The organism is Streptomyces zhihengii, from assembly GCF_016919245.1.
GTDB classification, from domain to species: domain Bacteria; phylum Actinomycetota; class Actinomycetes; order Streptomycetales; family Streptomycetaceae; genus Streptomyces; species Streptomyces zhihengii.
The window spans coordinates 5,018,916-5,045,000 of record NZ_JAFEJA010000001.1 but is presented as its reverse complement, the minus strand read 5'-3'; the positions used below and the strand labels follow the sequence as shown (position 1 = coordinate 5,045,000).

Sequence of the window (26,085 nt, the reverse complement as noted above, 5' to 3'; positions counted from 1 at the left end):
GATGCCTCGGCGGGTGTTATCCGGTATTAGACCCCGTTTCCAGGGCTTGTCCCAGAGTGCAGGGCAGATTGCCCACGTGTTACTCACCCGTTCGCCACTAATCCACCCCGAAGGGCTTCATCGTTCGACTTGCATGTGTTAAGCACGCCGCCAGCGTTCGTCCTGAGCCAGGATCAAACTCTCCATGAATGTTTACCGGTAATCCGGTTGAACACCACTTAGAGCGGAACGGTCGGGCGGAATAAGCCCCACCGTTCACAGCGTCCTCGCTGTGTCGCCTGCCCGCACCCACACAGAAGGTGGACCGGACAGGTCTTTTTCAAAGGAACCTCGACCATCCGAACCGGATGGACGGGGTATCAACATATCTGGCGTTGATTTTTGGCACGCTGTTGAGTTCTCAAGGAACGGACGCTTCCTTTGTACTCACCCTCTCGGGCTTTCCTCCGGGCGCTTCCCTTCGGTCTTGCGTTTCCGACTCTATCAGATCTTTCCGACCCGATTTCCTCGGCGCTTTCCGGGCTTTTCTTCCCTTCCGGCGGTTCCGACTCTATCAGACTCTTTCGGGCCTGATTCCCGGTCGGCGGGAGTGCTTTCAAGGAATCCGCTTTCGCGTTTTCTTTTCCAGCGATTCCGACTTTATCAGAACATTTTCGCGTCGAACTCATCGGCGCGAGGTCCCGGATAAATCTTCGGAGGATGGCCCCGACGAATCGAATTCCGATCGGAGCGAGATGCACTCTAAATGTTCTTGCTCGAACATGTCCAGTCCGAGGCAACCGTTAGAATCTACCTCCCCACGGGCGCCGTGTCAACGGTCCTGTGGGCGAAGAGGAGACTAGCAGCTCGCGGACACCCGATGCACATCGGTGGTGTCACGCGGCGGTGGGCAGCTCGGCGCCGCGGTCGGCCTCCTCCACATCGCCCGCCTCCCCGGCTCGTGCCGCACGCCCTCCCAGGACGTAGACGTACGCGAGAAACAGCAGCTCGGCGACGATGCCGATGGCGATGCGCGCCCAGGTCGGCAGGCCCGACGGCGTCACGAATCCCTCGATCACCCCGGACACGAAGAGCACCACGGCCAGGCCGATCGCCATGCCGATCGCGGCGCGTCCGCGCTGGGCCAGGGCCGCTCGTCTGGTCTGCGGACCGGGATCGATGACCGTCCAGCCGAGGCGCAGGCCCGTGCCCGCGGCGACGAAGACGGCGGTGAGCTCCAGGAGCCCGTGCGGGAGGACCAGTCCGAGGAAGGTGTCGAGGCGGCCGGCCGACGCCATCAGTCCGATGCCGATGCCGAGGTTGAGCACATTGAGGAAGAGGACCCAGATGACCGGCAGGCAGAGGAAGGCGCCGAGCGTCAGGCACATTGCGGCCGCCTGCGCGTTGTTGGTCCACACCTGTGCGGCGGACGAGGCCGCGGGGTGGCTCGAGTAGTACGTCTCGTACTCACCACCCGGCTCGGTCAGCCTGCGGAGCTCGTCGGGAGCCGCGATCGCGGCCTGGACCTCGGGATGGGTGCCGATCCACCAGCCGATGACGGCCGCCAGCAAGGTGGAGAGCACGGCCGTCGGTATCCACCAGTGGCGCGAGCGGTAGACCGCGGCGGGAAATCCCGCGGTCAGGAAGGTGACCGCGTCCTTCCATCCGGCGCGCCTGGTGCCGGTCACGGTGGCCCGCGCCCGGGCGACGAGCTGGGTGAGGCGGCCCACCAGCATGGGGTCGGGCGCGCTGGACTGGATGTGGGAGAGGTGCCCGGCCGTGCGCTGGTACAGCGCCACCAGTTCGTCCGCTTCGGCGCCGGTGAGATGCCTGCCCCTGCCCAGCAGGTGTTCGAGGCGGTCCCATTCGGCACGGTGGGCGGTCACGAAGACGTCGAGGTCCATGGTCGGCTGCTGCTCCGGGAGCTGGGTGCGTACGGGTCCGTACTACTGGGGCGCGCTGCGGGTCAGCTTGGCAGACTGGGCGGTGCGAGGGGCAGGGAAGGTCCGGCAAGGGAGGGGTGGCTGCGGTGAGCGGGCTTGTGACGGGGGACGCGGTCGTCCTCGGACTGCATCCGGCGAGGCTGCCGAGTCGGGCGCTCGCCGTCGTGATCGACCTGGTCGTGGTGTGGACGGCGTACCTGCTGGTGTCGGTCGGGCTGGCCGTGGCGACGGCGGCACTGGACGAGGCGGCGGTCATGGCGGTGTCGATCGCCACGTTCCTGCTGGTGCTGGTCGGTGGGCCGATCGTCGTGGAGACGCTGAGCCACGGCCGCTCGCTGGGGAAGATGGCGTGCGGGCTCCGGGTGGTCAGGGACGACGGCGGGCCGATCCGGTTCCGTCACGCGCTGGTGCGCGGGGCGATGTCCGTCGTCGAGATCCTGCTGTCCTTCGGGGTGATCGCCTGCATCGCGTCGCTGGTCTCCGAGCGTGGGCGGCGCGTCGGCGACGTCTTCGCGGGGACGCTGGTGGTGCGTGAGCGGGTGCCCGTGCAGCGGGGCTCACTGGCCGTGCCGCCTCCGCCGTTCTGGCTGGTCGGGCGGTTCCGTGAGCTGGACCTGTCGGGGGTGCCGGACGGTCTGTGGCTCGCGATACGCCAGTACCTGACGCGGATGGGGCAGTTGGACGCGGGGGTGAGCTGGTCGATGGCCCACCGGCTGGCCGACGATCTGGTCGCGCGTACGGGGGCGCCCGCGCCTCACGGTGTTCCGCCGGCGGCCTATCTGGCGGCGGTGCTCAACGAGCGGCAGGCGCGGGACGCCCGTCGGGCGTTCGCCGCGGCCCGGGCGCAGGGCGGGACCGCAGCCCCTGGCGGCGGTCACGACGCCGGAGCGGCCCGCGCCTCGCAAGCCCGCCCCTCCGAGGGCGGCTCCGGGGCCGGGCCGGGCGCCACGCCGGTCGCACCTGCCCCTGACCCTGCCCCTGCTGCTCCGATCGCCCCTGCCGAGGCCGGGACGACGGCCACGCCGTCCGGCGCCACCGGATTCGCGCCTCCCGCGTAGCCCCTGCGGGCCTCCTGATCAGTCACCCCGCCGTCCCGGCCGGGCCCGGTCGGGGGATACCCGTCAGGGGAAGACGTTGGGCGGGTCGTCGAGGTCCTCCAGCTCGATGCCGGGGGCCGCGAGGACGACGTCCCCGGCGATGTGCACGGTGTGCCGCTCCCCCGTGTCGAGTGCGCTGACCTGGTACTCGTCCACGACGAGGAGGCCGTTGTCAGTGGCGTGCGCTTCACTGTTCATCAGGGCCCAGGACTGGTCGACGTGACGGGGTGCGAGGACGGGGTCCGTGAAGGCGACCAGGCGTACGCGGGTCGCCGGTGAGCCAGGGGTGAGCCGCAGCAGCCGGGCGGTGGCCACGAGGAAGGCGGGGGAAGTGCCGGTGAAGGCATGGGCGCGTGCGGTGCCTTCGTCGGCGTGCACACCCGACGAGTCGGTCCGGACCCAGGTGACGCCGTCCAGCGCGGCGCCGCGGACCTGCCAGTCGGCCGTGTGCAGTTCGAGCCGGATGGGGCGGCCGAGCTCGTCGACGGCCAGGTCGACGGTGCCGGTCTGCTGTCCGGAGGGGCCGACCGTGCGGGAGACATAGCGCCATCCGGAAGGCCCGGGGGCGCAGTGGAAGTGCTCGTCACCGAGGGGGGTGTGATCGTGCGGATCGTGGAGCGAATATCGGCCGCGTGGCATGGGGCGTGGGTCCTTGCGCGGTGAGGCTCGGCGGTGAGGGGGCGGCCTCGGCCGGCCGGAGCCGTTCGGGAGGTACGGGGCAGGCCCCCGACACGGGGGTGCGGGGGCCTGCCTGGTACCGGTGTCACGTCCAGCGCCGGTGTCGGCCGGCGGTGGCGGGCGTGATCAGTAGCGGTAGTGGTCGGACTTGTAGGGGCCCTCGACCTTCACGCCGATGTAGTCCGCCTGCTCGGGACGCAGGGTGGTGAGCTTGACTCCCAGGGAGTCGAGGTGGAGTCGGGCGACCTTCTCGTCGAGGTGCTTGGGCAGCACGTAGACGTCGGTCGGGTACTCCTGCGGCTTGGTGAACAGCTCGATCTGGGCCAGCGTCTGGTCCGCGAACGAGTTGGACATCACGAAGGAGGGGTGGCCGGTCGCGTTGCCCAGGTTCAGCAGGCGGCCCTCGGACAGCACGATGAGGACCTTGCCGTCGGGGAACGTCCAGGTGTGGACCTGCGGCTTGACCTCGTCCTTGACGACGCCGGGGAGCTGGGCGAGGCCGGCCATGTCGATCTCGTTGTCGAAGTGGCCGATGTTCCCGACGATCGCCTGGTGCTTCATCCTGGCCATGTCGGAGGCCATGATGATGTCCTTGTTGCCGGTGGTGGTGACGAAGATGTCGGCCGTCTCGACGACCTCGTCCAGGGTGGTGACCTGGTAGCCGTCCATCGCCGCCTGGAGGGCGCAGATGGGGTCGATCTCCGTGATGATCACCCGGGCGCCCTGGCCGCGCAGGGACTCGGCGCAGCCCTTGCCCACGTCGCCGTAGCCGCACACGACGGCGGTCTTGCCGCCGATGAGGACGTCGGTGGCCCGGTTGATGCCGTCGATCAGCGAGTGGCGGCATCCGTACTTGTTGTCGAACTTCGACTTGGTGACGGCGTCGTTGACGTTGATCGCCGGGAACAGGAGGGTGCCGTCGCGGTGCATCTCGTAGAGACGGTGGACACCGGTCGTGGTCTCCTCCGTGACACCGCGGATCTCGGACGCCAGCTGCGTCCACTTCTGCGGGTTCTCGGAGAGGGTGCGGTTGAGCAGGCGCAGGATGTGGCCGTACTCCTCGCTGTCCGCGGTGGACGGGTCCGGGGCCGCGCCGGCCTTCTCGAACTCGACGCCCTTGTGCACCAGCAGGGTGGCGTCACCGCCGTCGTCGAGGATCATGTTGGGGCCGCCGGTGGCGGTGTCCGGCCAGGTCAGCGCCTGCTCGGTGCACCACCAGTACTCCTCCAGCGTCTCGCCCTTCCAGGCGAAGACGGGGACGCCCTGCGGGTTCTCGGGGGTGCCCTCCGGGCCGACCGCGATGGCGGCGGCGGCGTGGTCCTGGGTGGAGAAGATGTTGCAGGAGGCCCAGCGGACGTCGGCGCCGAGGGCGACCAGGGTCTCGATGAGGACGGCGGTCTGCACGGTCATGTGCAGCGAGCCGGTGATCCGGGCGCCGGCCAGGGGCTGGGCGGCCGCGTACTCCTTGCGGATCGACATCAGGCCGGGCATCTCGTGTTCGGCGAGCGTGATCTCCTTGCGGCCGAAGGCCGCGAGGGAGAGGTCGGCGACCTTGAAGTCCTGGCCGGTGGGACGAGTCGACATGCGAACTGCTCCTCGTGTGGTTCGGGTCGAGGTGGATGGGCTGGCACTGCTGCGGCCTGGGCATACGAATGCCCGGGCATCGGCAGGACAGTCCGTCGGAGGCCCTCTCTCCCTCGGCCGGTCCCCGTGCCTTCGCGGACCGCCCGACCGCCATCAGCAGCGACGTCTGACTCCGGTGTCGAATCTACACCGATCGGCTCGGGCCGCCCCAGTCAGCAGGGGCCGGATCCGGCCGTTGTCCCGCTCGCCGACGGGCCGGGCCCGGGTCGTGCGGCGGTCCTGCGCGGCGACGGCCAAGAGCCCGGCGCGCGCGGCACGGGGTCGGGCGACGTGGGGCGGCGGGCACGGCGAAGGCCCCCGCCCGGTGGGGTCGGGGGCCTTCGCCGTGCCGGGCCGGAGGTCAGTGCTCCTGACCGCCGGGGGCCTTGCCGGGGTTGGTTCCGGCGGCGGCCGCCGCCTCGCTGTAGATGTCCGGCTCCAGGTAGATGACCCGGGCGATCGGCACGGCCGCGCGGATGCGCTCCTCGGCGGCGTTGATGGCGGAGGCCACCTCCTGGGCCGTCTCGTTCTTCCGGACGGCCACCTTGGCGGCGACGAGCAGTTCCTCGGGGCCCAGGTGGAGCGTGCGCATGTGGATGATCCGGGTGACGGTCTCGCCGTCGACGGTGGCGTCCTTGATCTTCTCGATGTCGTCGAGCCCGGCCGCCTCGCCCAGCAGCAGCGACTTGGTCTCGGCCGCGAGCACGATGGCGATCACGATGAGCAGGATGCCGATGCACAGGGTGCCGATGCCGTCCCAGACGCCGTCGCCGGTGAGCAGGGCGAGGCCGACGCCGCCGAGGGCCAGGATCAGACCGACGAGCGCGCCCAGGTCCTCCAGCAGGACCACGGGGAGTTCGGGGGCCTTCGCCCGGCGCACGAACTGCGACCAGGTCAGCTTGCCGCGCAGGGTGTTGGACTCCTTGATCGCCGTCCGGAAGGAGAAGGTCTCGGCGATGATCGCGAAGACGAGGACGCCGACGGGCCAGTACCAGGCCGTGATCTCGTGCGGGTGGCGGATCTTCTCGTAGCCCTCGTAGATGGCGAACATGCCGCCGACGGAGAACAGGACGATCGAGACGAGGAAGGCGTAGATGTAGCGCTCACGCCCGTACCCGAAGGGGTGCTGGGGGGTGGCTTCGCGCTGCGCCTTCTTGCCGCCGAGCAGCAGCAGTCCCTGGTTGCCCGAGTCGGCGAGCGAGTGGACGCTCTCCGCGAGCATCGAGGACGAACCGCTGAAGATGAACGCCACGAACTTCGCCACCGCGATCGAGAGGTTGGCCAACAACGCGGCCACGATGGCCTTGGTTCCGCCTGACGCGCTCATGAGTTCGGGGTGTCCCTTCGTACTGACATCGGTCGCCCGGAGGTCCCGGCCCGGCCATTGCGGTGCGCCATTGTTGCAGCACCGGCGGACCGCCCCGTCTCAGGCCGTCACGGTCGCCCGGAAGAGTGTCCCGGAGCGGCCGTCCGTGCCCGTCACGGACACCTGCTCGCCCGCCGGGACGAACACCGACTGGCCTGGGGTGAGGGGGAGTTCGCCCGCCGTGACCCCGCCCGCGGTGCACAGCAGGATCTGCGGTCCGAAGGCCGTCAGGTCGCGTGCCTCGGAGCCGGGGGCGAGGACGTAGCGGGAGAGGCGGAACTCGTCGGTCGGGGTGTCGTAGACCTCCTCGCCGGTGGGCGAGACCTCGGGGCGCAGCACGCCCGGCTCGGTCGACTCGAAGCGGACGATGCGCAGCAGTTCGGGGACGTCGACGTGCTTGGGGGTCAGTCCGCACCGCAGGACGTTGTCCGAGTTGGCCATGATCTCGACGGCCAGGCCGTCGAGGTAGGCGTGCGGGACGCCGGCGCCGAGGAAGAGCGCCTCGCCGGGCTGGAGTCGCACGTGGTTGAGGAGCATGGCGGCGACCACGCCCGGGTCACCGGGGTAGTGCCGGGCGATCGAGGCGTACGGGGCGTAGGGGCCGCCGAGACGTTCGGCGGCGGCCGCGGCCTCGGTGACGGTGGCGGCCATCTCGTCGCGGTCCGCGCTCAGCAGGGCGGTGAGCACCTCGCGCAGCGCCGCTTCCTCGGGGTGCGCGTGGAGCAGGTCCACGTAGGGCTTGAGGGAGTCGACGTCGAGGCCGGCGAGCAGGTCGGCGGCCTCCACCGGCGGCCGGAAGCCGCACAGGCCGTCGAACGGCGTGAGGGCGCAGACGAGTTCGGGCTTGTGGTTGGCGTCCTTGTAGTTGCGGTGCGGGGCGTCGGCGGGGACGCCTGCGGCCTCCTCGGCCGCGTGGCCCTCGGCGGCCTGTGCCAGGTCGGGGTGGACCTGGAGGGAGAGCGGTGCGCCGGCCGCGAGGAGCTTCAGCAGGAAGGGCAGCCGGGGCCCGAAGGCGCCGACGGCCGCCTGGCCGAGCTCGCCCTCGGGGTCGGCGGCGATCACTTGGTCGAGGGTGCCGCGGTCGGTCCCGGACGGTGCTCCGGGGTGGGCGCCCATCCACATCTCGGCCTGCGGTTCGCCGGTGGGGGCGGTGCCGAGCAGTTCCGGGATGGCGGTCGTGGACCCCCAGGCGTAGGGGCGCACGGTGTTGTCGAGGCGGTCCATGGTCCTGTTCTTCCTCGGTCGTTCTGCGGGGGGCCCGGTCGTGCCGCGTCGCTCTGCGGCGGGCCCGGTTGTTCCGCGGCGGGCTCGGTTCTTCGGGGGCGGGCTCGGTCGTCCCTCCCCCGGCCCCGGTCGCCCTGCCCCGGCCCTGCCGTGCCGCCGTGAGGGCGGACGGGTCCGGGCAGGCGGGACGGCCGGTGCGGTGGGGATCCGCCCGGACTGTACGGGACGGAACGGAACGGGAGGGAAACGGTGGGCGGTACGGGACGGGGCGCGTGCGGGGGCCCCGCGCACGGCGTCGGGCGCGGGGCGGTGGTTCCCGCTACGACGGTTCGGCGCCGCCCGCCTCGGCCAGCGAGAGGTAGACGGCGGCGAAGTCGGTGACGGCGAGCAGTTCGGCGATGCACTCCAGCTCGCTGCCCTCCTCCGGTTCGAGTTCGCTGACGGGGGTGTCGTGGCCGAGGGCCAGCTCGCGCGCGGCGGGTGCGGCCGTCAGGCCGCCCGCCGGACGGTCGCGCAGCAGGACGACGCGGGCCCTGAGCGCCTGCCGCTCCTCGACCCGGTCGCGGAAGAAGTCGTCGGGGTCGGCACCGGCCGCGAAGTCGCCGACCAGCAGCACGCCGTGTGCCGGCAGTGCCTCGGGCAGTTCGGCGGCGAGGGCGGGGCGTCCGGCGAGTTCGGCGAGCACGGCGGCGAACCGGCGGCCGGCGGGGGCCGCTCCGACGCCCTCGGTCCAGATCAGCGGGAGGCTGTCGGCGAGTTCGGCGGCGAGGGTCTTGGCCGGGTTGCTGTAGGTGGCGATGGCGGGCCCGCAGCGTTCGGCGGCGCGGTCGAGCCGGTCGGCGACCTTGTCGAGCGCCTCCGGGGGCGCTTCGAGGAGGCCGACCCGGTCGAGGAGCGCGAGGAGCGGGGTGAACAGCGCCCAGAGCGCGCTGGGGCTCGCCGCCTGCCCCTCCTCGTACAGCTCGTAGGGCGAGGTGGCCATGGGCACCACGAGGCCGTGGGCGCCCTCGACGGCCTCGGAGAGCGGGGAGGCGCCGGGGGTGACGGCGACGACGGAGCACCCGCGCCGGTGGGCCTGCTCGACGAGGAGCGCGAGGCCGGGCTCGCTGCCGTCGGTGGTGGCGACGAGCAGCAGGTCGAGGGAGCCGGCCCAGCCCGGCAGCGTCCAGCGCAGGGCGCCGGCGGCGTGCGCCACGCCCGTGGGCCGCAGCGCGATGACGGGGGCGGACGCGCCGGCCAGGGCGCCGATGAGGTCGGCGACGCCGACCGCCGCGGTGCCGGGGCCGGCCACCAGGACCGTCCTCGGCCGTCCCTCGGGGGTGAGGGACGCGATGCCCGCCTCGGACGCGTGCCGGGCGGCGGTGCGCACGCGTGCCCCTGCCTCGGCGGCTCCCCGCAGGAGCCCTCTGTGGTCGATGCGTGCGAGAGCGTCCGGCGCGTCGAGGAGCGACTCGTCGAGCATGGGGTTGGCCTCCGATCGCCGTACGCGTGCGAGGGGGTCGGTGTGTGGTTGTCTCCGGCCGCGTCAGGCGGGCCGGCGTGCCTCGTCGACCAGGAGGACCGGGATGCCGTCCCGGACGGGGTAGGCCAGGCCGCAGTCGGTGCCGGTGCAGATCAGCTCCGGGGTGTCCGCCGACGAGCGGTCGTCGAGGGGGGCGTGGCACGCCGGGCAGGCGAGGATCTCCAGGAGGCCGGCTTCGAGCGGCATGACAGCGGTGTCCCTTCGGGGCGGTCGCGGGCCGTCCGGGCGGTGTTCCCGGGCCGGTCGCGCGGTCGTGGTCGTACGGATCGGGCCTCGTCAGCCTACCGCCGGGCGGTGGGGTGCGGCTCGTTCTGGGCGGGGGTGCCGGGGGTTGCGTTCCGGAGCGTGCCCGGGGGCCCGCCGGGCCGGGTGCGCGCCGCCCCGGCGGGACCGTGCGGAGGGCCCCGTGGGGCCCGCCGGGGGCCGGGTCAGGCGCCGCGCACCAGCGCGAGGACCTCGTCGCGGATCTTGGCCATGGTCGCCTCGTCGCGCGCCTCGACGTTGAGGCGCAGCAGCGGCTCCGTGTTGGAGGCGCGCAGGTTGAACCACCAGTCGGCGGCCGTGACGGTGAGCCCGTCGAGCTCGTCGGTGCCCGCGCCGTCGCGGCCGGCGAAGGCCGCGCGGACGGCGGCGGCGCGGGCCGCCTGGTCGTCGACCTCGGAGTTGATCTCCCCGGACGCCGCGTAGCGGTCGTACTCCTCGACGAGCGCGGACAGCGGCTCCGGCTGGGCGCCGAGGGCGGCGAGGACGTGGAGCGCCGCGAGCATGCCGGTGTCGGCGTTCCAGAAGTCGCGGAAGTAGTAGTGGGCGGAGTGCTCGCCGCCGAAGACGGCGCCGGTGCGGGCCATCTCCTCCTTGATGAAGGAGTGCCCCACGCGGGTGCGGACGGGGTTGCCGCCGTGTTCGCGGACGACCTCGGGGACGGACCAGGAGGTGATCAGGTTGTGGATCACCGTGCCGCCGGGGTGCTTGGCCAGTTCGCGGCGGGCCACGAGGGCGGTGACGGCGGACGGGGAGACGCCCTCGCCGCGCTCGTCGACGACGAAGCAGCGGTCGGCGTCGCCGTCGAAGGCGAGGCCGAGGTCGGCCCCCTCCTCGCGGACCCGGGCCTGGAGGTCGACGAGGTTGGCCGGGTCGAGGGGGTTGGCCTCGTGGTTGGGGAAGGTGCCGTCGAGCTCGAAGTACATCGGCACCAGGGTGACCGGCAGGGAGCGCAGGACGGTGGGGACGGTGTGGCCGCCCATGCCGTTGCCCGCGTCGACGACGACCTTGAGGGGGCGCATCGCGGAGAGGTCGACCAGCGACAGCAGGTGGGCCGCGTAGTCGTCCAGGGTCTCCCGCTCGGTGACGGTGCCGGGCACCTCGGCGGGGAGCGGGGCGGCGCCGTCGGCGGTCCAGCCCTCGACGAGCGCCCGGATGTCGGCGAGACCGGTGTCCTGGCCGACGGGCGCGGCTCCGGCACGGCACATCTTGATGCCGTTGTACCGCGCCGGGTTGTGCGAGGCGGTGAACATCGCGCCGGGCAGGCCGAGCCGGCCGGAGGCGAAGTAGAGCTGGTCGGTGGAGCAGAGGCCGATCATGGTGACGTCGGCGCCGAGCGCGGCGGCGCCGCGGGCGAACGCCCCGGCCAGACCGGGCGAGGACGGCCGCATGTCGTGGCCGACGACGATCGCGCCGGCGTCCGTCACCCGGACGAAGGCGGCGCCGAACAGTTCGGCGGTCCGCTCGTCCCACTGATCCGGCACCACGCCGCGGACGTCGTACGCCTTCACGATCTGCGACAGATCAGCAGCCACGGGCCCAATCCTCCTGAAGTCTCGGCAGTCGCATCAAAGTACCCGTACGGCGCGCGGCCGCCACGGCGGGTCGGCGACCCCGGCGGGCGGCGGTGCCCGCCGGGCTGTGCGGGCGGGGCGCCACGGCGTCAACCGGGCGTGTTCCGGGGCGCCTTGGGGCCGGCGTGCGGTGCGGCGGGAGGAGGGAGGGTCAGTTGTCCGGGGAGCGGAGCACGCGCAGGTGGCCGCGGCGTGCGACCTCCATCGGGTCCGCCGGCCTGCGTCCGCCCTGGCCGCCGGCCTCCGCGGTGCGCCCCTGCGGGCGTGCCGCCTCCCGGACCGCGTTCGCCAGGGCTTCGAGATCGTCGCCGCTGGGGCGGGCGGGGCCGGACCCGTCGGTGAGCCGCACGACCTCCCAGCCGCGCGGGGCGGTCAGCCGCTCGCTGTGCTCGGCGCACAGGTCGTAGCAGTGGGGCTCGGCGTAGGTGGCGAGCGGGCCGAGGACCGCAGTCGAGTCGGCATAGACGTACGTCAGTGTCGCGACGGCAGGGCGGCCGCACGCGGTGCGAGAACATCGACGTACAGGGCTCACGACGTTGGACGGTACCGCACTCTTGAGCGGGCTGCGACGACTCTCCACCAGGTCACTCCCCCGTGTCGTGCTGCGGCGTCCGACAATTCGGCAGTTCCGGCAACTGGCCTGACCTGCACGGAAAGAGAACCACATGGACGGCGACCGCACCCCGGACGGTCACGACTTGGGGCGAATGAGGTCATTCGTGACGAGATCACCGATCGGAGGGGACGCGGATTCGAGCCCAAGCTTGGCCGGATCGTTCAACTGGCGACAAGCCGACCGCTCCGAGCCCGGCGGACGGGACCGGGACGGCGTGGAGAGTTACCCTGCGTGAGTGAAGGACAGCCCCGTACCGCCGCCCCCGGGCGAGCCGAGACCGCGCCGCCGCGACCGCCACGGCCGGGGCATGCGCGGGCCCGTCGCGCCGCCGCAGGTGCCGCTCGCCGCGAGTCGTGCCGAGAGCTTCCGGGACCTGGTCCTGGACTCCGTGGAGCGGCTGGAGCGGCGCTGGCCCGAGCTCGCCGAGGTCGACTTCCTCGTCCTGGAGGTGCCCCGCTCGGTGGACGACTCGGTGCCGCTGGGCAGCGCCGAACCGGCGGGGAAGGACGCCCCCGCGCGGATCATGGTCTACCGCCGGCCCGTCGAGATCCGGACGAAGAGCCGCGACGAGCGGGCGCTGCTGGTCCACGAGGTGGTCGTCGAGCAGGTCGCCGAGCTGCTCGGGCTCTCGCCCGAGTCGGTCGATCCGCGGTACGGCCAGGACTGACGGCCCGCCGGGGCCCGGTGGACGGGCCCCGGTGCGCGCGGTCAGTCGTCGAGCACCGACAGGTCCTGCTCCGCCACCGGGACGGACACCGTCCCCCGGTCGTCGGAGAGGTTCTGCACGGTGAACATCGGGATGCCGTCGTCCGGGACCTCCAGCATCCGCGAGCCGTGGACCGGGCCGCCGGAGACCGTCTGCACGGTCAGGGCGAAGGTGCCGCGGAGCCCCTCGGGCACGGGGGCGGTGATGGTGAGCGTGCTGCCGGCCTTCACGGTGTACGTCTTGACCGCCGCGGTGCCCCCGCGGGTGCCCGCCGACACCGACACCTTGACCTGCGCCGCCTTGCCGGGGGCGGTGAGCGAGAGGAACGAGCCCTTGTCCCGGTTGTCGGCGACGGTCGCCCGCGCGCCCACGGGCGCGGCGGCGGGGATGAAGGCGACCTCCTTCTTCTCGCCCTTGCCCCGCACCACCCGCAGCGCGGCGACGACGGGGGTCTCGCGGCCCTTCTCGGCGGGGCTGAGGATCAGCGTCCCGGCCTCGCCCCTGGTCACGTCCTTCAGGTCGATCATGGCCGTCATCCCCGACTTCACCCGGAGCTTCTCGAAGCCCGCCGGGGTGATCGTGCCGGTGGGGCCGGCGAGTTGGACCTTGAGGTCGGCGTCCTCCTGGCCCGGCGCGAAGGCGACGAGCTGGACGGAGGTCGCGTCCGCCGGGATGCCGGGGAGGACCGCGGTACCCGCGGGGTCGGCGGACGCCGCGAGCCAGTCGCTGCCGTCGGTCTCGTCGGCGGAGCGCACGACCGCGCCGACGCGGCCCGTGCGGGTGGCGACGTGGACGGTGACGTCGTCGGCCTTGTCGGCGGTGAGGGTCGACAGCAGCACCGGCACGGTGCCGCCGGGCGGGACGGTGATGCCCTCGCTCAGGGTGCTCTTGAGCTCGCCGTCCTTGCCGTAGAGCTCGATGTCGGCGACCGCGCTGGTGTCGTCGGGGTTGGTGAGGTGGACGTAGTCCTGGCGCCGCTCCGCGAGGGACGCGGCGGGGAACCAGAAGTCGGTGTCCGGGGCGGTGCAGCTCACGCCGAGCAGGCCGCGGCCGCCGCCCGCGGGGACGGTCGTGGTCTGCTGGGCGGTCCAGCCGGGTGCGAGCGCGCCGGTCGCGGTGCCCACGAGGGCGGGTGCCTCGCCGCCGTCGGCATCGGCGGCGACGGGCTTGCCGGGCGCTTCGAGGACGACAACGGGCTTGTCCGGAGCCGGTTTCCGCGCGGCGGCGGCCGAGTCCCCGGCCTCCTTCTCGTCGTCGGCGTCCTTGTCCGCGTCGGCGTCCTTGTCGTCCTTCGCGGGGGCCGCGTCCGTGTCCGCCAACACGGAGGCGGACGGGCGCAGTTCGGCGGTCGGCTTCTCGGCGTCGCCGCCGCCCCCGGCGCCGGCGGGGGTGAAGGAGGTGTACAGCGTCTCGGCCAGTTCGGACGTGCTGGGCGCGGGGCACATCAGGCTGGAGCGTTCGACCGGAAGCCGGGCCGCCGCCTTGTTCTGCGGGGCCGCGTCGCCTTCGGGCGAGGTCAGCGACGCGATGCCGGTGACCGCCGCCAGCGCGGTGGCGACCGCGATCAGGGAGATGGTGGTGCGCTTCACTCTCACTCGCCTCGCGTGGTGCCGGGAGCCTGGGAGGGCGGCTCGGGGTACTGGTCGCCGTATCCGTACGGGTCGTGGCCTCGGCCGTCCTGCGGGTAGCCGTCACCGCCGCCCTGCGGGTAGCCGTCCGCCCCGCCCTGCGGGTACGCGTCGGCGCCGTTCTGCGGGTAGCCGTCCGCGCCGTGGGTCCAGGAGCCGTCCTGGTAGCTCTGCTGCGGGGACTGCGGGTGCTGCGGGTGCTGCTGGTACCCGTCGGCGCCGTAGGACTGCTCGCCGGGGTAACCCTGCCCGCCGCCCTGCTGTCCGCCGTCGCCGTACGCGGGGTACTGCCCGTACGGGTCGCCCGCGGCGCCCGGGGCGTTCGCGTAGCCGTCGCCGTACGCGTACGGCTCCTGGGTGCCGTCGCTCCACCCGCCGTACTGCTGCTGGGGCGGCACGGCCGCGTAGGCGTCCGCGGGGTCGGGCGGCTGCGGGGCGGCCTGCTGCGGCACGTACGGCTCCGCCTCCGGCTCCGCGCCCTGCGGCTCGTCCTCGGCGTCGGCCTCCGCCTGGGCGCGCAGCCTGCGTGCCCTGCGTCCCTCGCCCGGCTCCGCCTGCTCGGGCACGGCCGCGGCGGCCTCCTCCGCGGGCAGGTCGTCGTCGATCTCGCGCCGCCTGCCCGGCAGGGCCAGCACCACGAGGACGAGCGCCAGGAACCCCTGCGTCCACACCCAGGCGGTGTGGGTCAGCGGGTCCTCGTGGGTGAGCACGAGCTTGCCGCCCTCGGCGGGCAGTTCGAAGCCCTGCGCCCAGCCGTCGACGGTCTTCTTCTCCAGCACCCGGCCGCCGACGGTGGCCTGCCACCCCTCGGAGGCGTGGTCGGCGATGCGCAGGACACGGCCCGCGCCGCCCTTGGGGATGTCCGCCCGGGCGCCGACGGTGTCGGAGGCGACGGGCAGCGGGTCCGCGGTGCCGTCGACGATCGTGGCGCGGGCGACCTGCCGGTCCACCCGCCACAGCGCGCTGCCGTCGAGCTGGCTGAGGCGGCTGAGGCCGGGCGTGGCGTCGAGGACCCGGCCGGTCTCGCGGGGCACTCCGTCGCGGACGAGGATGTAGCGGATCGCGTAGCCGCTGAGCTGGCTGGTCTGGTCGGCGCCGGAGCCGGCGACGAGGTTGGCGACGACCCGGTCCAGGCTCGGGTCCCCGCCGGCGGCCTCGGCCAGCTCGGCGTCGCCGAGGCGTCCGCCGGAGCCGCGCACGAGGGTGTAGGAGACCGTGGCGGCCGAGGTGCCGCCGAGCACCAGGGTGCGGGGCTGGTCGCGGGTGTCGCTCTCCTCCGCGACGAACGCGGGCACCTGGACGGGGTCGCGGCGGCCCAGCGGGCCGGCCGCGCCGTCGAGCATCCACCCGGCCGCTGCGGCGACCGGGGCGAGGCCCGCGGCGAGCGCGACGAGGGCGGCGACGGGCTGCCGCCAGCCGAAGCTCTGCGAGGCGACGCGGCTGCGGCCGCCCTCGGCGCCGATCACGGCGGCGGCCAGCAGGGCGATGCCGTAGACGAGCGTGGCGGGTCCGGCGTAGCCCGAGCCGTTGGTGAGCACGGCGAACACGAGCGCCAGCAGGGCCACGGCCCACGCGGTGCGGATGGCGAAGGTGCGCTCGCCGCGCAGCAGGGCGCCGAGCGCCGCCGCCACGATGCCGAGCATCAGCAGGCCGCCGGCCGCCCCGGGACCGCCGGGGCTGATCCCGAGCAGGTCGAGCGCGCCCGCCGAGCCGCCGCCGAGGTCGAGACCGGCCTCCCGCAGGAAGCCCGAGGGGCTGGTCAGCAGTTCCAGCGACCAGGGCGCGAGCACCAGCATCGGGGTGCCGACGACCGCGAGGAAGCGCAGCAGGTGGGCGGTGAGGTCGCCGCGGCGCAGCACGAGGACGGCGATGCCGGTGATCAGCGCCAGCGGCCACACCACGGGGGTGAAGGCCATGGCGAAGGTCAGCAGCAGGGCGTAGGCCCAGGTCGCGCGCCAGCTTCCGCGGGTGCCGGCGCGGGCCCGCAGGCCGTGCGCGGCGACGGCGGCGCGGGCGATGAGCGGCAGCACGATCGCGAGGACGGCGGTGCCCAGCCGGCCGGTGGCGAGGGCGCCGGTGGCTGCCGGGAGGAAGGCGTAGGCGACGCTCGCCCAGGCGCGCAGCAGCCGGGACTCGACGATGGGCCGGGAGGCGAAGTACGCGGTGAGGCCGGCGAGCGGCACCGAGCAGACCAGCAGCACGGTGAGCGCGAGGCCGGTGGAGCCGAGGAAGAGCCAGGACAGCACCGCGAGCACGGCGAGGTAGGGCGGGGCGGTCTGGGTGCCGCCGGTGCCCACCGGGTGCCAGCTGTCGGCGTAGCGGGCCCAGAGGCCGGACACGTCGGCGGGCGCGGGCAGCAGGGCGCCGCCGGAGAGCGCGCCGCCGCCGAACAGTCCGCGGCAGGCGACCAGGGAGACGAGGAGCAGGACGGCGAAGAGCAGCGGCCCGGGCTTGCGGGCGATCTTCTTCAGCCGGGCGAACTGCTCGATCTCCAGGAAGTCGGCGTCGTCGCCGCCGGGGCCCGATTCGACCGCGCCGTGCCGGGAGCCGCCGGAGTCGGAGTCCGATCCGCCGAAGTTGGAGACGACCTGCTCGACGGTGGCCCGCACGGTCGCGCCGGGCGGCGGGAAGAGGGGGCGCAGCTCGCTCGCCTCGACGGCCCTGCGGGAGCGCCTGCGGCGCCCGGCGAGGATCCGTTCGGGCCGCAGCAGCACGCCGAACAGGCCCATGACCTCGTCCACGGCCTGGCCGGGCACCTTGCCGACCAGGTAGGCGAGGGTGCGCAGCACGGTGCCGACGGCCAGCCGCAGCAGGACCCAGGGCAGGGCGACGCCGCGGACGTTGGTGAGCAGGGTGTAGACGGCGCCGGCCTTGTCGACGCGGTGCGGGCTGGCGACCGACCGTCCCGCGCAGTCGACGGTGCGCCGCTCGCGGGCGGCGGCCTCGGCGTGCCGCAGCACGGCGTCGGGGGCGACGAGGACCCGGTGGCCCGCCGAGTGCGCGCGCCAGCAGAGGTCGACGTCGTCGCGCATCAGGGGCAGCCGGCGGTCGAAGCCGCCCAGCTCCTCGTACACGTCGCGCCGGATGAGCATGCCGGCGGAGGAGACCGACAGGACGGAACGGACCTGGTCGTGCTGCCCCTGGTCCTGCTCGCGCCGGTCGAGGCCGGTCCAGCGGCGGCCGCTGTTGGCGATGGAGACCCCGGTCTCCAGGAGCTGCTTGCGGTCGTACCAGCCGCGCAGCTTGGGGCCGACGACGGCGGCGTACGCGTCGGAGTCGGCGACGCGCAGCAGCTCGGCGAGCGCGGTGGGCTCGGGCGCGCAGTCGTCGTGGAGGAGCCACAGCCACTGCACGGGTTCGCCGTGCGGCAGCTCGGGCATGTCGTACGCGTCGTCCCGCCAGGTCCGGGTGGCCGGGTCCCAGCCGCTCGGCCGCTTCAGGTACGGCAGGTCGTCGAGGGTGAGGACGCCGGCGGTCCGGGCCGCCTCGTCGACGGCCGCGCCGAAGCCGGTGCGGCGGGCGAGGTGGAGGACGCGGTCGGGGCCGAGGGCCTCGGTGAGCAGCTGGGCCGATGCGTCGGCGCTGCCGGTGTCGGCGGCGACCACGTTCTGCACGGGTCGTTCCTGGCCGAGGAGCCCGGCGAGGGCGTCGGGGAGCCAGCGCGCGCCGTCGTGGGAGACGAGCACGGCGGTGACGACGTGCCGCGGGAACTCGGGCGCGTGTGCCGGGACAAACGCTGCTGTGGTGGCGGACATTGAGGTACGGGGCCTCCGGCCGGGGGGTCGCCCCGAAGGGGCGGGGTGCGTCACGGACGGGGGCCCACACTAACGGCTGACATACGAACGGTCCGCCGCCTGTGCGCGAGGCTCAGGCGGCGGACCGTGGGCTATGTCCGCTGTTGTCCTTCTTTGCCGCGGCCGTGGTCCCGGGCGCGGTCCCGAACGCTGCCCCGGCCGTGGTCCCGGGCGCGGTCGCGGCCGTTGCCGCAGGGGCGGCCGGGTGCCGGTGGTACGGCCTCCCGGGCGTGGGGTCCCCGCCGGCCGGCGGGGGCTCAGACCGCCGCCTTCTTGAGGCGGCGGCGCTCCCTCTCGGACAGTCCGCCCCAGATACCGAAGCGTTCGTCGTTGTTGAGGGCGTATTCCAGGCATTCGGACCGCACCTCACAGGCCAGGCAGACCTTTTTGGCCTCTCTGGTGGAACCGCCCTTCTCGGGGAAGAAGGACTCGGGGTCGGTCTGGGCGCACAACGCGCGCTCCTGCCAGCCGAGTTCCTCGTCCGCGTCCTCGACCAGCAGTTGCTGGAACAGCTCGGTCATGTGCGCCCCTCGTCTGTCTATGCGTCCCCGTGATGTTGCCGCGATCGTTTTCGGCCGAACGACACGAGTGAAATTACAAGTGTGTGGCTCCGAGCGAGTCAAGCCACGATCTGCTACTGGCCCCGGTATTCACTCTCCGGAACCAAGGCTATGCGGAAAGTGTTCAAATCACCAAAAACCTGACACATGCCCACGGCCCGGCAGGAAGTCCCTTCCGGGGAGGGAGACGTCACACCCGGTGATCCTGTCGCGATCGAGTCGTCGAAGCGATACGGATCACAGCGGGGCCACCCGGCACCAACCGCGTCCAGGGACCCGGCTGCTGGCGCGTTTGTCCTCGTCGAGGGCTGCACAAACCTTTCTCCAGAGCCTGGTACCGAAAGGGGTGAAACATTGCCGCCACATCGCCCATCGAGTTGACAGCCGATGAGCGGACCCGTCACCTTTGGTCCCATGCCAGCGACCTCAGCGCACCTCGCGACCCGCCACCGCGGGTACCGCGGCGCTGTCCAGGCGCGCTGTTGCTGTTGCTGTTCCGGCTGTTGACGCCCCCGCGCTCCGGCCGCCTCTCCGCACCCGGGCACTGACGCCCTCTCGCACCGCCGTCTGCCGATTTCTCTCGCATGGCCGTCTGCCGACATCCCGAGCGGCACCCAGCACTTTCTGCCGAGGACCCCCGCACCATGAACAGCGACAGCGACCTCCAGATCGCCGGCGACATCCTCGCCGTCCAGCACCTGCTCCAGCCCGCCCGCGAGCACCCGGCCACCGTGGCCGAGTTCGCCGGGCTCGCCCGCTCCGTCGCCGCCGACCGGGCGCGCTGGGAGCACCTCGTCGAGTACGACGCGACCTCCCGGTGGTACCACCGGCTCCACACCGGCCCCGGCTACGAGGTCTGGCTGCTGAGCTGGGTGCCCGGCCAGGGCAGCGGTCTGCACGGGCACGGCGACTCCTCCGGGGTGCTCACCGTCCTCGCCGGCGAGCTGACCGAGCGCACGCCGCACGGCGAGCGGACGCTGCGGGAGGGGGCCCAGCGGGTCTTCGCGCCCGGCTACACCCACGAGGTGGTCAACGACTCCCTCGACGGCGCCGTCAGCCTCCACGTCTACTACCCGGGCCTGACGCAGATGCCGATGCACACGGCGGCGCACTGCACCGCGGAACCGGCCGTCGTCTGACCCGGCAGCCGGTGCGCACCCCCGGCGGCGGCCGGTCCCGGCCACCACCCGGTCCGCGGCCGTGACCGGCCTGCGACACTGTGTGCATGCGCATTGTGGTTCTGGCCGGCGGTATCGGCGGCGCCCGTTTCCTTCGCGGCCTGAAGCAGGCGGCTCCCGGGGCGGACGTCACGGTGATCGGCAACACCGGTGACGACATCCATCTGTTCGGGCTGAAGGTCTGCCCCGACCTCGACACCGTGATGTACACCCTCGGCGGTGGCATCGACGAGGAACAGGGCTGGGGCCGCGAGGACGAGAGCTTCCGGGTCAAGGGCGAACTCGCCGCCTACGGCGTGGGGCCCGAGTGGTTCGGCCTCGGCGACCGCGACTTCGCGACCCATATCGTCCGCACCCAGATGCTCGCCGCGGGCTACCCGCTGAGCGCGGTCACCGAGGCGCTGTGCGCCCGGTGGAAGCCCGGCGTGCGGCTGCTGCCCATGTCCGACGACCGGGTCGAGACGCATGTCGCCGTCACCCTCGACGGCGAGCGCCGGGTCGTCCACTTCCAGGAGTACTGGGTCCGGCTGCGCGCCTCGGTGGACGCCGAGGCCGTGGTGCCGGTGGGCGCGGAGCAGGCGAAGCCGGGGCCGGGCGTGCTGGAGGCGATCGCCGCGGCCGACGTCATCCTCTTCCCGCCGTCCAACCCCGTCGTCAGCGTCGGCACGATCCTGTCCGTGCCCGGCATCCGCGAGGCGATCGCCGAGGCGGGCGTGCCGGTCGTGGGCCTCTCGCCCATCGTCGGCGGCGCTCCCGTGCGGGGCATGGCCGACAAGGTGCTCGCGGCGGTGGGCGTCGAGGCCACCGCGTCCGCGGTCGCCCGCCACTACGGCTCCGGGCTGCTCGACGGCTGGCTGGTCGACTCCGTGGACGCCTCGGTGGTGGACGAGGTCGAGGCGGCGGGCATCCGCTGCCGTGCGGTGCCGCTGATGATGACCGACACCGACGCGACCGCCGAGATGGCCCGTGCCGCGCTGGCACTGGCCGAGGAGGTCCGGGCGTGAGCGCGCCCTCGCTCACCGTGTGGGCGCCGCCGGGCATCGGCGAGGTCCGCCCCGGTGACGATCCGGCCAAGCTGATCGCCGCCGCGGTGCCGGAGCTGGCCGACGGCGACATCCTGCTCGTCACCTCGAAGATCGTCAGCAAGGCGGAGGGCCGGGTCGTCGAGGCGGCGGACCGGGAGGCGGCCATCGACGCGGAGACCGTCCGGGTCGTCGCGCGCCGCGGCACCCTGCGGATCGTGGAGAACCGGCAGGGCCTCGTCATGGCCGCCGCCGGTGTCGACGCCTCCAACACCCCGGCCGGCACCGTGCTGTTGCTCCCCGAGGACCCGGACGCCTCGGCCCGCGCGATCCGGCGGGGGCTGCGCGAGGCGCTCGGTGTCCGGGTCGGCGTCGTGGTCACCGACACCTTCGGCAGGCCCTGGCGTGCCGGGCTCACCGACGTCGCCATCGGTGCGGCGGGCGTCCGCGTGCTGGACGATCTGCGCGGCGGGACCGACGCGCACGGCAACCCCCTCAGCGCCACCGTGGTCGCCCTCGCCGACGAACTCGCCGCGGCGGGCGACCTGGTGAAGGGCAAGGCCGCCGGGCTGCCGGTCGCGGTGGTGCGCGGTCTGGCGCGTCTGGTGACCGACGAGCCCACCACCGACACCGACGACGAAGCCCCCGCCACGGAGCGCGCGGCGGGAGCGCGGGCGCTGGTGCGCGACTCCCGGGACGACATGTTCCGGCTCGGCACCTCGGAGGCGGTCCGCGAAGCCGTGACGCAGCGGCGCACGGTGCGCGAGTTCACCGACGAGCCGGTCGACGGCGGCGCGGTGCGCCGCGCGGTCGCTGCGGCGGTCACGGCCCCGGCGCCGCACCACACGACGCCGTGGCGCTTCGTGCTGCTGGAGTCGGCGTCCTCCCGGCTGCGGCTGCTGGACGCCATGCGCGACGCGTGGATCGCGGACCTGCGGCGCGACGGGAAGTCCGAGGAGTCGATCGCCAAGCGGGTGCGGCGCGGGGACGTGCTGCGCAACGCGCCGTACCTGGCGGTGCCCTGCCTGGTCGCGGACGGCGCCCACACCTACGGCGACGAGCGGCGCGACGCCGCCGAACGCGAGATGTTCGTGGTCGCCACCGGCGCGGGCGTGCAGAACTTCCTGGTCGCCCTGGCGGGCGAGCGGCTGGGGTCGGCCTGGGTGTCCTCGACGATGTTCTGCCGGGACGTGGTGCGCGAGGTGCTGTCGCTCCCCGCCGACTGGGACCCGATGGGCGCGGTCGCCATCGGCCACCCCGCGTCCGTCCCGCCGCCCCGCGCGGGACGGGCCGCGGAGTCCTTCGTCGAGGTCCGCTGAGGCATCGCGCGCCGCGGGGAGATCCGCTCGGGCGGCCCGCCGGAGGGTGCACCGGGCCCGGGGCGGCCTCCGGCGGCGGGGGTGCCTCGCCGCGCCGGAGGCGCCCTGGGCGGCTCAGGCCGCCCGGGCGGCTCGGACCGCCTCGGACCGGCGCTCGGGCCGGCTCGGACCGGCGCCCGGGCGGCTCAGGCCGCCCAGGCCGGCGCTCGGGCCGGCGCTCGGGCCGGCGCTCGGGCCGGCGCTCGGGCCGGCGCTCGGGCGGCGCTCGGGCGGCGCTCGGGCCGTGGAGACGCGGCCCGGCGCGGCGGAGGTTCCCGGCCGGCGGTGCCCCGACGCGGAACTCGGGTGCGGCGGCGCCGCGCGGTCCCCGGCCGTACCGGCCCGCGGGGCCGTCAGGTCACCAGCGGGCGATGTCGACGCGGCGCATCTTGGGCTCGCGGCGGGGCGGGGTGCGGCCCGAGAGGAGGATCAGCCGGGCCGCCCGGTGGCGCTGCCCCTCGTACGGGGCCAGCAGCTCCAGCATCGCCGCGTCGTCCGCGTCCCGGTCGCCCGCGAGGGCGTAGCCGACGATGCGGGGCAGATGCAGGTCCCCGACGGTCACGGCGTCCGCCGCGCCGTTGCTGCGCTGGACGGTCTCGGCCGAGGTCCAGGGGCCGATGCCGGGGATCAGCTCCAGCCGGGCCATGGCCTCGGGGGCGGGCATCGCGGCGGCCTCCTCCAGCCGCCGCGCCGCCCGCACGGCGCGCAGGATCGTCGACGCGCGCTTGTCGTCCACCCCGGCCCGGTGCCACTCCCACGAGGGGATCAGGGCCCAGCCGCGCGGGTCCGGCATCACATGGAGCCGGGTCTCGGGGCCTGGCGCGGGCTCGCCGAAGGTGCGGACGAGGAGCCGCCAGGCGCGGTACGCCTCGTCGGTGGTGATCTTCTGTTCGAGGATCGAGGGGATCAGGGACTCCAGCACCAGCCCGGTGCGCAGCAGCCGCAGACCCGGGCGGCGGTGCCGGGAGGCGGCGACCAGCCGGTGGCGGGGGGTGAAGGCGTCCGGGTCGTCGGACGCGCCGAGCAGCTCCGGCAGCCCGTCGAGCAGCCAGACCGCGCCGTCCCCCCACGCCTCGGCCTCGACCGTGCCGCCGCGCAGGGCGACCCGCAGGGTGCCGGGGCCCTCGGGGGTACGGGTGGCCCGCCACACCGAGCCGTCCGGTGTCGTTCGGAACGTGGGGTCGGCGGGGCCCCGCCGCAGCGGCCCGAGGACCAGACCGAGGTCCAGGGGCCACGGCGGCGTCCAGCTCCTGGTGCGCGGGGCGGTCGCCTGGCGGGGGACCCCCGCGGGTACGCGGGTGTCGCCGCCGCGCACGCTCGCGCGGCGGACGCCCGGTTCGAAACGCCCTGCCATGCGCCTCAGGCTACTGGGCGGGCTACTGGTCGGACGAGAAGCGGACGGCACCCGCGGGGAGCACCGCGTCGCACCACACCCGCGCGCCGTCCCTGAGCTCGTTGTCCGCCCCGACGACGGCGCCGTCGCCGACGACCACGCCGGAGAGCACCGTACGGGCGCCGATGCGGGCGCCCTCGCCGACGAGCGAGCCGAAGATCACCGCTCCGGCCTCCACGACCGCGCCCGCGAGGACGGCGCTGCCGTCGATGCGGGCGTCCTCCGCCACGACCGCTCCCTCGGCGACGACGGTGCCGCCGGTGAGCTTGGCGCCGGGAGCGACGCGCGCGGTGGGGAGCACCAGCCGGTCGCCGCGGCGGCCCGGCACGGCGGGCGAGGGCGCGAGGCCGAGCACCAGGTCGGCGGAGCCGCGGACGAAGGCGTGCGGGGTGCCGAGGTCCAGCCAGTAGGTGGAGTCGACCATGCCCTGGAGGTGGGCGCCGTCGCTCAGCAGCCCGGGGAAGGTCTCGCGCTCGACGGAGACCGGCCGGCCGGTGGGGATGGCGTCGATCACGGAGCGCCGGAAGACGTAGGCGCCGGCGTTGATCTGGTCGGTGACGATCTCCTCGGGGGTCTGCGGCTTCTCCAGGAAGGCCGTGACACGTCCCGTGCCGTCGGTCGGCACGAGGCCGAAGGCGCGTGGGTCGTCGACGCGGGTGAGGTGCAGGGAGACGTCCGCGTCGCAGGAGCGGTGGGTCTCCACGAGGGCCGGGATGTCGAGGCCGGTGAGGATGTCGCCGTTGAAGACGAGCACCGGGTCGTCGGGGCCGGAGCGCAGGCGCGAGGCGACGTTGCGTATCGCGCCGCCGGTGCCCAGCGGTTCGCGTTCGGTGACGTACTCGATGTGCAGGCCGAGGTCGGAGCCGTCGCCGAAGTACGGCTCGAAGACCTCGGCCAGGTAGGAGGTGGCGAGCACGATGTGCTCGACGCCGGCCGCCCGGGCCCGCGCCAGCTGGTGGGTGAGGAAGGGGACACCGGCTGCCGGCACCATCGGCTTGGGTGTGCGGACGGTGAGCGGACGCAGCCGGGTGCCCTTGCCTCCGACCAGGAGAATGGCTTCTGGGGCCTGGTTCAATGCGGTCTCTGCTTCCTGCTGGGGCCGGGCACGGTCGCTGGTTGGACCGGCCAGTTTATGCAGGCACTCCGCGCGGCCCCGCAGGGGCGGGTCAGCGGCCCTGGTAGGAGGCCGATGCCGAGCGGATGGTGCCGAGCTTGCCGTAGAGGCGGCTGCCCGGGCAGTCCGTGACGAAGCCGTCCCGGTGGCCGGCGACGGCGTTCATGGCGACCTTCTTGCCCTTGGCGTACTTTCCGCTTCCTCCCGAGGTGAGGGTCACCTTGCCCTTGGGGTTGATCCCGTGCAGCCCGAGCTTCCACGCGGTCAGCTTGGCGACCGCGGTCACCGCCGCCGCCGGCGGATTGGACGAACTGTACGTCCCGAGTACGGCGATACCGGTGCTCTTCGTGTTGAAACCGAGGGTGTGGGCACCGAGCACCGGCTTGGCCACGCCTCCCGCCCGGCCCTCGTAGATGTTTCCGCACTTGTCGACGGCGAAGTTGTAGCCGAGGTCCCGCCAGCCACTGCTCTTGACGTGGTAGCGGTACATACTGCGGATAACGGAGGGCGCCTGGGCGCAGGTGTAGTTGTTGCCGGTGGCGCTGTGGTGGACGAAGGCGGCCTTCACCGTCGAGGTGTAGACGAAGCTCTTCTCCCGCAGCGACTCGTCGGCGCCCCAGCCCTTGCGGGTGACGATCCGGGGACGGGCGCCGATGTAGGGCTTGGCGGCCTTCGCGTCCACGACGAGGTCGCCCGAAGCGGCCGCCTCGGCCTCGGTGTCGAGCTGGTTGAGCTCCGGGATCTCCAGGCCGCCGACGGGTGTCCGGCCGGTCGCGCCGCCGGGGGCGGGGCCCTGGGCGCCGTTGCCCGCGGCCGGGGGGTCGTCGCCGGGGTCGACGAGTTCGAGGCGCATGCCCTCGGGGAGTTCGGTGGTGCTGCCGTCCGCCTGCCGCACCCGTACCTCGACGCCGTCGGACGCGCCGACCCACAGGGGTGCGGTGGAGCCGCGGACGCGGCCGGACTCGCTCTCGGCGGTGCCGGGGTCGGCGGCATGGTCGCCGTTGTGGGTCTCGACCTGCTGCCAGGCCGTCCAGGCGCCGGTGGCGACGGCCCGGGTGCGGACCTCGACGGTGCCGTCGAGTTCGGCGGCGGCGTTCTCCCAGACCAGGCCGAGCAGCGAGAACGGCTCGACGGCCCGGCGCGGCAGGCCCTGCGGGGCGGCGCCCCGCGCACGGTCCGAGGGGGTTTGGGCGAGTGAGCGAAGTGGGAGTGACTGGGTGCTTCCGGGTACGTCCGGCGCCCGGTGGGGCGCCGCGGCGGCGCCCGTCGTGAGGGTGAGCGGGAGGGCGAGCGCGGCGGCGCACGCCACGGAGATCGAAGATGCCAGGTATCCACGCATGCCAAGGATCCTGGAAGCGGCGTGGCGGCTTCGCCCGCCGGGAACGGGGGCGGGCGTCCGGCCGACCGGGGTACGCGTCCGCCGGCACGGCCGCCGCGGGGCGGCGCCCG

General features: G+C 73.7%; 20 protein-coding genes and 1 rRNA gene (1 of these 21 cut by a window edge). 5 read left to right on the top strand and 16 right to left on the bottom strand.

Annotated elements, in window-relative coordinates:
- Nucleotides 1-189: ribosomal RNA gene (locus JE024_RS21375) — 16S ribosomal RNA — on the bottom strand; it reaches 1,337 nt to the left of the window's first position.
- 686 nt (nt 190-875) lie between these two features.
- Complete coding sequence (locus JE024_RS21370; RefSeq protein ID WP_205375132.1) at nt 876-1,883, bottom strand: stage II sporulation protein M; 1,008 nt, start codon at nt 1,881-1,883, stop codon at nt 876-878.
- Between the two features lie 125 nt (nt 1,884-2,008).
- On the opposite strand from JE024_RS21370, the gene JE024_RS21365 reads away from it, so the two are divergent.
- Nucleotides 2,009-2,980, top strand: a complete 972-nt coding sequence (locus JE024_RS21365) for an RDD family protein (RefSeq protein WP_205375131.1) — start codon at nt 2,009-2,011, stop codon at nt 2,978-2,980.
- Between the two features lie 63 nt (nt 2,981-3,043).
- On the opposite strand, the gene JE024_RS21360 is transcribed toward JE024_RS21365, so the two are convergent.
- From JE024_RS21360 to JE024_RS21325, 8 genes are all read right to left on the bottom strand, one after another.
- Complete coding sequence (locus JE024_RS21360; protein WP_205375130.1) at nt 3,044-3,658, bottom strand: hypothetical protein; 615 nt, start codon at nt 3,656-3,658, stop codon at nt 3,044-3,046.
- 165 nt (nt 3,659-3,823) lie between these two features.
- On the bottom strand, nt 3,824-5,281 hold the full coding sequence (gene ahcY / locus JE024_RS21355; RefSeq protein ID WP_205375129.1) for an adenosylhomocysteinase: 1,458 nt from the start codon (nt 5,279-5,281) through the stop codon (nt 3,824-3,826).
- A gap of 400 nt (nt 5,282-5,681) precedes the next feature.
- Entirely contained in the window at nt 5,682-6,647 is a 966-nt protein-coding gene (locus JE024_RS21350) for a cation diffusion facilitator family transporter (RefSeq protein WP_205375128.1), read from the bottom strand.
- 99 nt (nt 6,648-6,746) lie between these two features.
- Complete coding sequence (gene manA / locus JE024_RS21345; RefSeq protein WP_205375127.1) at nt 6,747-7,910, bottom strand: mannose-6-phosphate isomerase, class I; 1,164 nt, start codon at nt 7,908-7,910, stop codon at nt 6,747-6,749.
- 319 nt (nt 7,911-8,229) lie between these two features.
- Entirely contained in the window at nt 8,230-9,372 is a 1,143-nt protein-coding gene (locus tag JE024_RS21340) for an SIS domain-containing protein (RefSeq protein WP_205375126.1), read from the bottom strand.
- Nucleotides 9,373-9,435: 63 nt separating this feature from the next.
- Nucleotides 9,436-9,618: a Trm112 family protein gene (locus JE024_RS21335; RefSeq protein WP_187740756.1), complete on the bottom strand. Its 183-nt coding sequence runs from the start codon at nt 9,616-9,618 to the stop codon at nt 9,436-9,438.
- Between the two features lie 242 nt (nt 9,619-9,860).
- A complete protein-coding gene (locus JE024_RS21330; RefSeq protein WP_205375125.1) occupies nt 9,861-11,228 on the bottom strand; it encodes a phosphomannomutase/phosphoglucomutase in 1,368 nt (455 codons plus the stop codon).
- A 190-nt stretch (nt 11,229-11,418) separates the two neighbouring features.
- Nucleotides 11,419-11,847: a DUF3499 domain-containing protein gene (locus JE024_RS21325; RefSeq protein WP_205375124.1), complete on the bottom strand. Its 429-nt coding sequence runs from the start codon at nt 11,845-11,847 to the stop codon at nt 11,419-11,421.
- 271 nt (nt 11,848-12,118) lie between these two features.
- Between JE024_RS21325 and JE024_RS21320 the strand changes: the two genes are divergently transcribed.
- Entirely contained in the window at nt 12,119-12,550 is a 432-nt protein-coding gene (locus JE024_RS21320) for a metallopeptidase family protein (RefSeq protein ID WP_205375123.1), read from the top strand.
- Between the two features lie 41 nt (nt 12,551-12,591).
- Here JE024_RS21320 and JE024_RS21315 read toward each other — a convergent pair whose 3' ends face one another.
- From JE024_RS21315 to JE024_RS21305, 3 genes are all read right to left on the bottom strand, one after another.
- A complete protein-coding gene (locus JE024_RS21315) occupies nt 12,592-14,178 on the bottom strand; it encodes a DUF5719 family protein (protein ID WP_205375122.1) in 1,587 nt (528 codons plus the stop codon).
- A 2-nt stretch (nt 14,179-14,180) separates the two neighbouring features.
- Complete coding sequence (locus JE024_RS21310) at nt 14,181-17,972, bottom strand: glycosyltransferase family 2 protein (RefSeq protein WP_205375121.1); 3,792 nt, start codon at nt 17,970-17,972, stop codon at nt 14,181-14,183.
- Nucleotides 17,973-18,268: 296 nt separating this feature from the next.
- Nucleotides 18,269-18,532 (bottom strand): WhiB family transcriptional regulator, encoded by a 264-nt coding sequence (locus JE024_RS21305; RefSeq protein WP_018846780.1) that lies wholly within the window; start codon nt 18,530-18,532, stop codon nt 18,269-18,271.
- 683 nt (nt 18,533-19,215) lie between these two features.
- Here JE024_RS21305 and JE024_RS21300 point away from each other — a divergent pair.
- From JE024_RS21300 to JE024_RS21290, 3 genes are all read left to right on the top strand, one after another.
- Complete coding sequence (locus tag JE024_RS21300; RefSeq protein WP_205375120.1) at nt 19,216-19,710, top strand: cysteine dioxygenase; 495 nt, start codon at nt 19,216-19,218, stop codon at nt 19,708-19,710.
- A gap of 86 nt (nt 19,711-19,796) precedes the next feature.
- Nucleotides 19,797-20,753 (top strand): 2-phospho-L-lactate transferase, encoded by a 957-nt coding sequence (gene cofD / locus JE024_RS21295; protein WP_205375119.1) that lies wholly within the window; start codon nt 19,797-19,799, stop codon nt 20,751-20,753.
- Nucleotides 20,750-22,090, top strand: a complete 1,341-nt coding sequence (locus tag JE024_RS21290) for a coenzyme F420-0:L-glutamate ligase (protein WP_205375118.1) — start codon at nt 20,750-20,752, stop codon at nt 22,088-22,090. Before cofD ends, JE024_RS21290 begins: the two co-directional genes overlap by 4 nt.
- 397 nt (nt 22,091-22,487) lie before the next feature.
- Here JE024_RS21290 and JE024_RS21285 read toward each other — a convergent pair whose 3' ends face one another.
- The 3 genes from JE024_RS21285 to JE024_RS21275 all read right to left on the bottom strand — a co-directional run bounded on the left by JE024_RS21285 (nt 22,488) and on the right by JE024_RS21275 (nt 25,975).
- Nucleotides 22,488-23,483: a DNA-3-methyladenine glycosylase family protein gene (locus tag JE024_RS21285; protein ID WP_205375117.1), complete on the bottom strand. Its 996-nt coding sequence runs from the start codon at nt 23,481-23,483 to the stop codon at nt 22,488-22,490.
- A gap of 22 nt (nt 23,484-23,505) precedes the next feature.
- Nucleotides 23,506-24,597, bottom strand: a complete 1,092-nt coding sequence (manB, locus tag JE024_RS21280; RefSeq protein WP_205375116.1) for a mannose-1-phosphate guanylyltransferase — start codon at nt 24,595-24,597, stop codon at nt 23,506-23,508.
- Nucleotides 24,598-24,688: 91 nt separating this feature from the next.
- Nucleotides 24,689-25,975, bottom strand: coding sequence for a peptidoglycan recognition protein family protein (locus JE024_RS21275; RefSeq protein WP_205375115.1), 1,287 nt, complete (start codon nt 25,973-25,975; stop codon nt 24,689-24,691).
- Between the last annotated feature and the right edge of the window lie 110 nt (nt 25,976-26,085).